Source organism: Scytonema sp. HK-05 (assembly GCF_963872035.1).
In the GTDB taxonomy this organism is placed as follows: domain Bacteria; phylum Cyanobacteriota; class Cyanobacteriia; order Cyanobacteriales; family Nostocaceae; genus Kalymmatonema.
In genome coordinates this window covers 1-10,826 of record NZ_CAWMYC010000049.1, presented here as the reverse complement: position 1 = coordinate 10,826, position 10,826 = coordinate 1, and the positions used below count along the sequence as shown (strand labels likewise).

At 45.5% G+C, this 10,826-nt stretch carries 8 protein-coding genes; all 8 read left to right on the top strand.

Annotated features, from left to right (window positions below):
* Window positions 1-255 precede the first annotated feature (255 nt).
* The 8 genes from AACT52_RS08375 (at window position 256) to AACT52_RS08340 (ending at window position 10,250) form a co-directional block, all read left to right on the top strand.
* Window positions 256-1,023, top strand: coding sequence for a ParA family protein (locus AACT52_RS08375; RefSeq protein WP_073636504.1), 768 nt, complete (start codon window positions 256-258; stop codon window positions 1,021-1,023).
* Window positions 1,024-1,962: a ParB/RepB/Spo0J family partition protein gene (locus AACT52_RS08370; RefSeq protein WP_073636503.1), complete on the top strand. Its 939-nt coding sequence runs from the start codon at window positions 1,024-1,026 to the stop codon at window positions 1,960-1,962.
* Between the two features lie 1,017 nt (window positions 1,963-2,979).
* A complete protein-coding gene (locus AACT52_RS08365) occupies window positions 2,980-3,360 on the top strand; it encodes a hypothetical protein (protein ID WP_073636502.1) in 381 nt (126 codons plus the stop codon).
* A 191-nt stretch (window positions 3,361-3,551) separates the two neighbouring features.
* Window positions 3,552-4,472, top strand: coding sequence for a hypothetical protein (locus tag AACT52_RS08360; protein WP_073636501.1), 921 nt, complete (start codon window positions 3,552-3,554; stop codon window positions 4,470-4,472).
* 344 nt (window positions 4,473-4,816) lie between these two features.
* Window positions 4,817-5,692 carry an oxidoreductase gene (locus AACT52_RS08355; RefSeq protein WP_073636500.1) on the top strand — a complete coding sequence of 292 codons (876 nt, stop codon included), beginning with the start codon at window positions 4,817-4,819 and terminating at the stop codon, window positions 5,690-5,692.
* Between the two features lie 109 nt (window positions 5,693-5,801).
* Window positions 5,802-7,505: a thiamine pyrophosphate-binding protein gene (locus AACT52_RS08350; RefSeq protein ID WP_073636499.1), complete on the top strand. Its 1,704-nt coding sequence runs from the start codon at window positions 5,802-5,804 to the stop codon at window positions 7,503-7,505.
* A 145-nt stretch (window positions 7,506-7,650) separates the two neighbouring features.
* Window positions 7,651-9,309, top strand: a complete 1,659-nt coding sequence (locus AACT52_RS08345; protein ID WP_073636498.1) for an NAD-dependent malic enzyme — start codon at window positions 7,651-7,653, stop codon at window positions 9,307-9,309.
* A gap of 65 nt (window positions 9,310-9,374) precedes the next feature.
* On the top strand, window positions 9,375-10,250 hold the full coding sequence (locus AACT52_RS08340; RefSeq protein WP_073636497.1) for an oxidoreductase: 876 nt from the start codon (window positions 9,375-9,377) through the stop codon (window positions 10,248-10,250).
* The last annotated feature ends 576 nt before the right edge of the window (window positions 10,251-10,826 follow it).

The window sequence follows — 10,826 nt, the reverse complement described above, 5'->3', positions numbered from 1 at the left end:
TATACCTTCGTTTAATTTTACCAGAATGTATTAGACCCAACTGAGAACCGCTATAGTTACTGCACCTGAAACTTTAACTCTCAAATTGATGTACAGTCAAAAATAACAAATAAAAATAACAAATATGGTTGTAAACTGGATTGCAAACCATCATCACAGTATCCAGAGCTATTGTACTATTTACTAAAAAACTTTATTGTCTACTTCAAGTCAAAATTGTTCAGTTAAAAACTAAAACTTTATTGTTGGGAGTACATAGTGGTTAACCGCATCATTGCTCTTTTCAACCAGTCTGGCGGTGTGGGAAAGACAACTTTAACTATGAACTTGGGATACCATTTAGCGCAGCATCATCCTAACCGAGTGCTGCTGATTGATATGGATCCACAAGCTAGTTTGACTACCTTTATGGGACTTGAACCAGAAAATTTAACAAAAACGGTGTATGAAGCTGTTGTTGGTGAAGAACCTTTGCCCATTCATCCAGAACCAATTTATGGGCTGTCGCTTGTTCCATCTAACATTAACTTAAGTGCCGCTGAGCTAGAATTGGTAGCCGCCTTAATGCGAGAAATGCGACTCAAAGATGCGCTCTCACCCATATTGGATAAGTATGATTTTATTTTGATAGATTGTCCTCCAAGCTTAGGCATTTTGAGTGTCCTTAGCTTAGTTGCTGCCACTCATGTTTTAGTTCCGATTCAATGTCAATTTAAATCGTTTCAAGGAACAGATTTACTATTAAATACAGTGGCGACACTTCGTAAAGCAGCAAATCGTACTCTTGGAATTGCGGGTTTTGTTCCCACTTTGTACGATGGTCGCACTGCTCAAGAAAGCAGGACTCTTAAAGCAATCTCCGAACAACTATCACCACTTGCTACTGTTTACGAACCAATTCCTAGAACTATTGCTTTTCCCGATGCTAGTGAAGCCAGACTGCCTTTAGCGCTATCTAACCGCAAACATCCAGCTGTTGCTGTATTAGAAAAAATTTCTTTAAGTTTAGGAAACCTGAAGTAAGTGAATACTACCAAAAAAGACCAACCCTATACCAGTAAGTTGAAAGGTGTAGCCGCTTTGCTTGGAGAAAGTGCCTACCCAATAGAAGACGCTGTACTTTCGCCGCAGACAGTTGCCATTACCTCCATAAAACTGTCTAGTTCTCAACCCCGGCGTTACTTCGATCCCGAAAAGCTAGAACAACTAGTACACTCTGTTAAAGAACACGGCATCCTAGAGCCTCTTTTAGTCCGACCCTTGGATATAGGAGAATATGAACTGGTTGCAGGGGAGAGACGCTACCGAGCAGCCATGAAGGCTGAACTTACCGAGGTGCCTGTTGTTGTTAGGAAGCTGAGCGACAATGAAGCTTTGCAGCTATCACTTGTTGAAAACTTGGTTCGAGAAGACCTGAATCCCGTTGAGGAAACTGAGGGTATACTCCTGCTTTTAAGTTTGAAATTAAACCAGAATGTTGGTGAGGTGGTTTCACTTCTTTACAAAATGCAAAATTCGGCGAAAGGCAAAGTTACCCAAAACGTTTTGGGTAGTGAAGATTCAACGAAAATAATAGCTATGTTTGATGCTTTGGGCCTGATATCGTGGGAATCTTTCGTCAGCAGTCGTCTACCGTTACTAAAACTGCCAGAAGATATACTAAATGCCTTACGTCGTGGTGAAATTGAATACACTAAAGCAATCGCGATCGCTCGCGTTAAGGACTCAGAGGAGCAAATTGCACTGCTCAAAGCTGCCCTAACAGAAAATTTGTCGCTAACTCAGATTAACGAACGCATCAAAGCATCTCGTCAGGTTAAGGGGCAGCAAAATTCTCTCTTAACTCGTTATAAAGAAGTATCAAGCCGATTACAAAAAGCGAAAATATGGGATGAGCCTAAGAAACAAAAAGCTTTGGAAAAACTACTTGCTCAGATAGAAGCGCTTTTGGATGAAAAGTAAATGGGAGGAAGTGCGCCTTCTCTTAGTGTTTACTTTCCGCAAAATAAAACGCCAGTATTTCCCATAATATTTCGCTATCAGCAGTACCTCTGCATACAATTCATTATCCGATAGTCAAAAAAGGTACTACTAAGCGGAAAAAAGAACAACCTAAGTCGGCTTGACCTTTAAGTTTTTCGCTTTTTGAGATGTGTAACTTGTAAACGAGCGTGCTGCTGGGTAATTTTATCATGTGTTAGTCTAAACTCCAGTTTGTAAGCAAGTCGTACTAAGGTTTGAATTTGGATTCCACTTTAGTTGGAGCCAGTCTTCCATTTTAAGATGGACTGATTGATCCATCACTCTGTTGTGCAAAAGTTTCAACTCTTAGTGGACGACAACTTAGAGCCAATGGCATATATTGAATTTATGCAAACATTCGGAATCCGAAAGATAAGCCATTTCCCGGAGAAAGGTTTAAGCAAGTGTTTGCTTCAGGTGAGAACGAAATTCTGGTCTTCGATAACTTTGATGGTTCAGTTGCCGTTCTCTATAGCCTTCAAGAGTCCTTTCTGATTTCAAACCTGAATCATGTCTTCCATACCAAGTTGCGTTCAAACATGTCATTCTGACCGTTTGCCTAGCGTGCTGCAGGCATAGGGAAGAATCTCGCAAGATGCTAAGTGCCAAGGGCACACGCTGGTTTGTAAGTTTTTACAAACAGGCTGCGCCAACACGAAGTGGCGCTTTGCGCTTACCCTTCACGCTTCGTTACGCTTAGCATGAGAACTTGTTTTTATGGCTTCAACTTAGTACCAATTCGCTTAGTGGAGTAGAAGAATCAAGGACTTGTGGTTTCAGAACTGGGACTAAGCTGTACAGGGATGTCTGATTTCTATTGTGGACGGGATGATCACTTTGCGATCGCCACCATTCGAGGTTTTCACAATCTACAATTTCAAATCTGAAATGGTATCAAACAAGGTTGATGACTCATTAGGGTAGAAAACCGAACACTCAAAACTACAAGAGGAAATTATGAAAACACTACTGAAGCGATTTGCATTAGTGCTTGGTTTGATGACTTGTGTTTCAGCTTATCTCGTCTTACCAGCCTCGGCTGACTCTACTGCTGGCTTGTTACTTAGTTTGAAGTGCCAAGGTGGATACAACGTTAATGTTTGGAAAAGGTATAATTCGGGTGAACTTCTCTACCGTTCTACAAGTCCTCAAGGTAATTTAAGTTTGGGCAACGGAACTGCAGACAATACAGGATCAGCTCAAGTGTATAAGTTTAACAATGGCAAATATGAATATCAGGTGCTTGGTGGTAGGGGTGATCACCAAGGGCTAGGGAGTTTAGAGGTGTACAAGAACGGTCGCTCCATTATGAGTCAAAGTTGTACACCAAATGGATGAAAGGCGTTCATGCAATCATTGATCGTGTGTTAAAAACTTCCGAAACTTTACAAGCTACTGGCTCAAACCGCCACTGATACTACCAAGTCAAGACGGTGAATCTCGCTCAACTTGCCACCGCGTTTCCCGATTTAGCAAAAGTGGAATTGCATCTAAATTTAGAATCTTGTTTTTGACCCGATCCCCCAATTATGCCGCTCCGAAAACTCCAATCATTTGATAGTTCTGAAACACTGCGAAAACTTCAACGCTTAGTTCAACTTAGCGATACTCCTCTAGTACGAGTCTCTACCGCTGCTTTAATTCGCTATCAGCTATGGGTCATGGGAATTTTGTTTGTGGTGACGCTGATCTTTGCTATCCAGAACCCTGCTCCTTGGCTGATGATAAAGCGAGAAGTGGCGATCGAGTTCTTCTCTGCTGTTTCACAATCTCTGGCTGCATTATTAGGGGTTTTAATTGTTTTTCTGACAGTAACAAGCCAATTAACTACCCAAAGGCGACTGGATGACTACCGTGCTCTGCAAACGCAAATTGAACAACTGATCCGTCTGACCGAGACGCTTCCTTCCGAATTGGGTGTGTTTGACGAAATATTGGTGGAGGTAATTAACTATTTAGTCCCTTTGCAAATGAAGGATTTCCCAATTTGTTCATCAATAGCCAATGACGAACAAACAGTAATCCTGGGAAACCTACTAGCAAAGTTCAAACATGAATCGGCTGAAAAAGAACAGCAACTTCCTTTACCTGCCCGTCTTCACCTGCAACAAATTCTGCTGATTCTCAATAACATGGAGGAAATTCTTGAGGGGTTCCTCATGCTCTACAACCGCATCTTGGAGATAGGACGGTTTATTCTTGCGATCGCTCGATTGTCCTTTCTGCTCGGAATTTCACTTCTCTTTCTCCTGCTATTCGGCATTGTTGAATTACAAAACAATTTTCCGGATCTTAGCCTGCCGATAATTGTCACTCTGGCGGTTTGGGTATTGATTGCCCTTTTGGAGTTAGTGAGCAATTCCTGGTTTGTTTATAAAAATCTCCACGGTCCTTGGAGTGGCTCAATCCACCATTGGTACTACCAATCCCACTCAGATTTACCAAGGTGAAAAATTTTAACCTTACTAGGGCTTACGTACTGTACAAATTGAGCATTATGTGTATAAACGCGCATTCAATAGGAAAGCGACCACAACTTGTAGGGTGAGCAGTGTCCTAAACTTATGTCAGGATCATCAGGTTTTACGATTCACTGCCCCGAAGTTCCCGAAGACGGGAAGCCCGCTTACAGGACTTCTCTCCACCCTACAGTCGAAAAAAGGAAACCTATATTTAAGGACTTTTGTTAATGCGTAAATCCTAACTTAGGAGAATTAAGAAATAGGATTACTAAACAGAGTAAACAAAGCCAAATTTGTGTCAATTTTCGTCTCAGTTTATTAAAAAAATCACAATGGCTAGTAAAAAATCATCTCGCGTGTGGCTGATTACAGGCACTTCAACGGGTTTCGGCCGTGCCTTAGCTGAAGCTGCTTTGGCTCAAGGCGATCGTGTCATTGCAACCGCTCGCAATATCAGCCAAATTCAAGATCTGGAACACAATTATCCACAGACCGCTTCATCGGTTCGCTTGGATGTGACCGACCAGGCAAGTATTCAAACTGCACTGCAAAGTGGTTTAGATGTGTTCGGAAGAATTGATGTACTTGTGAACAATGCGGGTTATCCATTGCTGGGCGCAATTGAGGAAGTGAGCGACCAGCAAATCCGCGACCAATTTGAAACTAATGTCTTTGGCCTTTTGAATGTCACTCGCGCCGTCATACCCACGCTCAAGAAACAAGGCTCAGGTCATATCCTAAATATGTCTTCATTGGGTGGACGGGTTATAGTGCCAGCGATGGGACTTTATCATGCCTCGAAATTTGCAGTTGAAGGACTTTCAGAGTCTCTGGCATACGAGCTTAAACCCTTTGGCATTAAGGTGACAATCATTGAGCCAGGAGGCTTTAATACTGATTTTGCAGACCGCTCTTTAATTGAGGCTCATCGGATGCCAGAGTACGATTTTCTTCGAGAGCAGATGTTCCAGCATACTGCAGATTATATTCGTGGTGATGCCCCTACGGGTGTCCAGGCAATGTTGAAAGTCGTAGAATTACCTAACCCACCCCTTCACCTGGTCATCGGACCCGACGCCCTGCCGACACTCATCCAAAAACTTTCCTCGGATATTGAAGAATATCAGCGCTTTAAAGATATCTGGCAGGCTTCTACTACTAACGGGAGCAAGGCAAAAGGCTTTCCTGACCTCAGCAAGCAGGTTTAGGGCAATTTTATGTTCCGTTCACGGTCTGCTTCTTCTATGGGTATTGCGAACTTAATCCTATAAAATTTGATTTTCAATACTCTGTTCCTTCGACTATGGGGTTTTTAGCATGAGCAAGTTGAACTGTTTTGACACCCACCCCAACATTGGCACGTATCTTGCTGAACTTCTTCAAACAATCGGGTTGGAGCATTATTTCACTGTCCCTGGCGATTATAACCTGGTTTTACTCGACCAGATGTTGAAAAACCCCAATTTGAAGATGATCAACTGCTGTAATGAACTCAATGCAGGGTATGCAGCCGATGGTTATGCCCGCGTTAGGGGAGTGTCGGCAGTGGTAATTACGTTCACTGTTGGGGGTTTGAGCCTAGTTAATGCGATCGCGGGTGCCTATGCTGAAGATTTACCCGTAATTGTGCTTTCCGGCGGACCTAATTCCAACGATCGCGGTCAACACCATCTGATTCATCACTCCATTGGCAACTATGATTTCAATCAGCAATACCGCATTTTTCGGGAAATCACTGCCGAAGCCGTAGTGATCCGGCACATTGAGGATGCCCATCGCCTCCTGCATCGTGCTTTAGAAACAGCGATCCAGAAACGCAAACCTGTCTACATTGAAATTGCTTGCAACTTGTTCACTGCCCCCATCCCCCAGTCCGTGCCGTTACAACTCAAACGTCATGTCGAAAGTAATCCTGTCGCTCTTAAAGCTGCTGTTGAAGCGGTTGCTGCTAAGCTCAATCAGGCAGTTAAACCCGCCTTAGTCGCTGGGGTCAAATTACGGGCTTTTGAGGCGATCGCTGCCTTTCATAAACTCGCTGACTGTTCCAGCTACGCCGTTGCAATCATGCCGAACGCTAAGGGCATGTTTCCCGAAACCCACCCCCAATACATTGGCTGCTACTGGGGTCAGGTCAGTAGTCCCGGTTGTGCCGAAATTATTGAATCCTGCGATGCTTACCTTTTTGCTGGTCCCATTTTTAACGATTACACCACCGTAGGCTGGTCTTCCCTAGTCAACCCCGAAAAACTGATTGAAGTTCAGCCAGACCGGGTGATACTGGCTGGACAGGAATACGCTCAAGTCTATATGCAGGAATTTCTCACTGCCTTAGCTCATCAAATTCAGCCCAATGACAATTCCTTCAAAGCTTTTAAGCGCATTCAAGAACAACCTTCGCCCCCTCAAGCTCTGCAAAACGACGCTCCTTTGACGACACGGGTTCTCCGGGAACAGGTTCAGGGCATCCTGACAGAGCACTCTGCGCTGTTAGTGGAAACGGGGGATTCCTGGTTCAACGGGCAGAAAATAACTTTGCCAGATGGATGCTTGTATGAGTTTCAGATGCAATATGGCTCGATTGGCTGGGCAGTTGGGGCATTGCTTGGCTACGCTCTAGCGCTAGGTCAGCAGAAACGAGCGATCGCCCTGATTGGGGACGGCTCTTTTCAATTGACTGCCCAGGAAGTTTCGACCATGATTCGTTATGGGCTCAATCCAATTATTTTTCTAATCAATAACGGCGGCTACACCATCGAAGTCGAAATTCACGATGGACCATACAACAATATCAAAAACTGGGACTATGCCGGTCTAGTGCAGGTCTTCAATGCGGGTGAGGGCAACGGCTGGAGTTGCCGGGTGCAAACGGTCGGTGAACTGGTTAAAGCCATCCGTCAAGCTCAAGCTCATGAGGGGCTGGCTTTGATTGAATGCATGATTGATCGGGACGATTGCACCAAAGAACTGCTCGAATGGGGTAGCCGCGTCGCTGCGGCCAATAATCGCCCCCACCAGATTTAATACCAATTCAAAATTCGCTCATTCATAAGGTACGGCATTAAGAAAGCCTAAGATAACGAGGGTTTGGGAGTTTGTATCTGTCGCATTCTTTTTTCACCTTTGGTATTAATAACTACAGAATTAACCACAACTAAAAGGTAAAGCCATGCTTGAAACAACCCTGAATATTAACTCATCCTTATCTCAACTGCGGGGTTCCGATATTCTCCACAATCCCCACTTGAACAAGTCTACTGCCTTCACAGCAGCAGAACGTGAGTCGCTCGGCTTAGTCGGACTCCTGCCAGAGGGACTGGAGAGCGAGGAAACTCAGATCCAACGGGTCATGCAACAACTTGGGCACAAAACTACCGATCTGGACAAATATATTTATCTCTCCGCCCTACAGGATAATGACGAAACCCTGTACTTCAAGACGCTGATGTCCGATCCAGCCCATTTTATTCCTTTGGTCTACACCCCAACGGTCGGGGAAGCGTGTCAAAAGTTCGGACACATTCTCCGGCGACCGAAAGGGCTTTACCTCTCAATTAATCGCCGGGGACAAATCAAGGAGATCCTGCAACATTGGGCCGAACGGGATGTGCGCTTTATTGTCGTTACCGATGGCGAACGGATTTTAGGTTTAGGGGATCTCGGTGTCAACGGTATGGGCATTCCCATCGGCAAGCTGTCTCTTTATACGGCTTGTGCTGGTGTGCCGCCTCAGTTCACCTTGCCAATTACGCTAGATGTTGGCACCAACAACGAAAGTCTGCTGAGCGATCCGCTCTACCTGGGCTTGCGACAACCCCGCGTCCGAGGTGAAGACTATGATGCTTTCATTGAGGAATTTGTTACGGCAGTCCAAGATGTCTTTCCCGGTTGCTGCATTCAGTTCGAGGACTTTGCTAACATTCATGCGATTCCGATTCTGGCTCGCTATCGCGATCGCATCTGCTGCTTTAATGACGACATACAGGGAACAGCAGCGGTAGCAGTGGCGGGAATCCTTGCTGCGCTTCGCCTGACGGGTGGGAAAATGTCTGAGCAAACCTTCCTGTTTCTTGGAGCTGGTTCGGCAGGTACAGGCATTGCCAGCTTATTAGCACAAGTGATGATGCAGGAAGGACTATCGGCAGAACAAGCTCGTGCCCGATGCTGGCTGTTCGACCGCAAAGGATTGCTCCAGTCAAACCGGACTGACCTGGCTGAGTTTAAGAAACCCTTCGCCCATCCTCACCCCCCTGTCGATAACTTTGCTGCCGCAATCGCCGACCTCAAACCCACCGCAATTATTGGGGTAAGCGCCTTGGCTAAAGCCTTCAACCAGCAGGTGATTGAGACAATGGCTCGGGTCAACCAACGTCCGATTATCTTTCCTTACTCGAACCCCACCTCGCACTCGGAATGTACCGCGGAAGAGGCATACAAGTGGTCCGAAGGGCGAGCCGTATTCGCCAGTGGTAGTCCCTTTGCACCCGTGAAGTATGGCAACCAAACTTTTGTTCCTGGGCAGGGCAATAACGTCTATATCTTTCCAGCAATGGGCATGGCAATTTACGCGACTCAGGCGAAGCGGGTCACCGATGAGATGTTTATCACCGCAGCGAAGGCTTTAGCAGAGCAGGTGTCACCCTCCGACCTTGAGGTTGGGCTAGTCTATCCACCGCAGTCCGAAATTCTCAAGACATCTCTGCATATTGCCGAGAAAGTTGCTGAAGTCATCTTTGCTAAAAACCTGGCTGGGGTGCCAAAACCAACCAATCTGCATGCCTTCATTGAATCGCAAGCCTATAAACCTGAATACAGAAGCTTTGTCTAAAGCTACTGCCCAGTGGTGATTTATTTTGTGTCAATTTCGTCGTCAATTTATTAAGAGCAATTAGCATGACTAGTCAAGAATCGTCTCGCGTGTGGCTGATTACGGGTAGCTCAACAGGCTTTGGTCGCGCTTTGGCTTCTTCAGCCTTAGCTCAGGGCGATCGCGTTATTGTAACCGCTCGTAATGTCAGCCAAATCCAAGATCTGGAACACAAATATCCGCAGACAGCTTCATCAGTTCGCCTGGATGTCACCGATCAAGCAAGCATTCACGCTGCTGTGCAAAATGGTTTAGCAGCATTTGGCAGAATTGATGTGCTGGTGAATAATGCGGGCTATGGATTGATGGGTGCTGTTGAGGAAGTGAGCGACCAGCAGATCCGTGACCAATTTGAAACCAATTTCTTTGGTCTGTTGAATGTAACTCGCGCCATCATTCCCACGTTTAAGAAACAGGGTTCTGGTCACATTTTGAACCTCTCTTCAGCAGGCGGACGAATCACACTGCCAACGATGGGATTGTACCATGCCTCTAAATTTGCAGTGGAAGGGCTTTCAGAAACGCTCGCGCAAGAGCTTAAACCCTTTGGCATCAAAGTGACGATCATTGAGCCAGGAGGCTTTGATACTGACTTCGCAAACCGATCTTTGATTACGGCAGAGCAAATGCCAGAGTACGATCCCCTGCGAGAGCAAATCGTCAAGTTTTCCCTGGAGCATCCTCGCGGTCATGTACCGACAGGTGTTGAGGCGATATTGAAAGTGGTGGAATTACCTGATCCACCCGTTCATCTAGCAATTGGTCCCAACGCACTACCGATGCTTATTCAAAAACTTTCCTCAGATATTGAAGAATATCAACGCTTTGAGGATATTTGGCAGGACTCCACCGCCAACACAGGTGAAGCTTGGAGCTGGTCCAGCCTGAGTAATCAGGTTTAGGGCGATGATACATTCCGTCTGTATCAGCAGAATCTTTCGCTACTGCCAAGAATACTCAATGGCGAACACCTTCTCAGATTGAAAAGGAGCTATTGAACTCACCGTTCGCGTAATCGAGAATGAATTTGATGAAATAAGGGATATGTGAAGAAGTAGGCTTTCCAAAAACAGGCGATCGCTATGGCGTTCCCAAATGTCATGACAAAACTTGTTGCAAGGACTTGCTCACCGTTAGCTTCTTCGCCGTAAGCCCCGCGCTATAACGGTACTCCGTTTAGCGCCGGGATTGCTCTGGCGGACAAAAACGAGGTGTACCCGACGCATTGTCCCCTAAAAATCAGCCACACGAGTGTTTTGTGGATCTGTGTTCCAAGACGAGTACTCGTGTTCAGTAAGGCTGGCTGATTTTTTCGTGTAAGACCCCCGCCCCAACCTATGCTGAGTGTCGGTTAACGCGGGAGTGGGGTACCCTCGTTTTTGTTATTTTCCGGGATTTTTAACGAGTCAATGAGGTCTTCAATCCCACCTTCCGCACCCTAAGTGTCACACATCAAAAAAAGCCGCCCAAGTAGTACG

Coding starts and splice junctions, on each gene's coding strand:
- AACT52_RS08365 (WP_073636502.1), top strand. CDS start 2,980: ATGAAAACACTACTGAAGCGATTTGCATTAGTGCTTGGTTTGATGACT.
- AACT52_RS08360 (WP_073636501.1), top strand. CDS start 3,552: ATGCCGCTCCGAAAACTCCAATCATTTGATAGTTCTGAAACACTGCGA.
- AACT52_RS08355 (WP_073636500.1), top strand. CDS start 4,817: ATGGCTAGTAAAAAATCATCTCGCGTGTGGCTGATTACAGGCACTTCA.
- AACT52_RS08350 (WP_073636499.1), top strand. CDS start 5,802: ATGAGCAAGTTGAACTGTTTTGACACCCACCCCAACATTGGCACGTAT.
- AACT52_RS08345 (WP_073636498.1), top strand. CDS start 7,651: ATGCTTGAAACAACCCTGAATATTAACTCATCCTTATCTCAACTGCGG.
- AACT52_RS08340 (WP_073636497.1), top strand. CDS start 9,375: ATGACTAGTCAAGAATCGTCTCGCGTGTGGCTGATTACGGGTAGCTCA.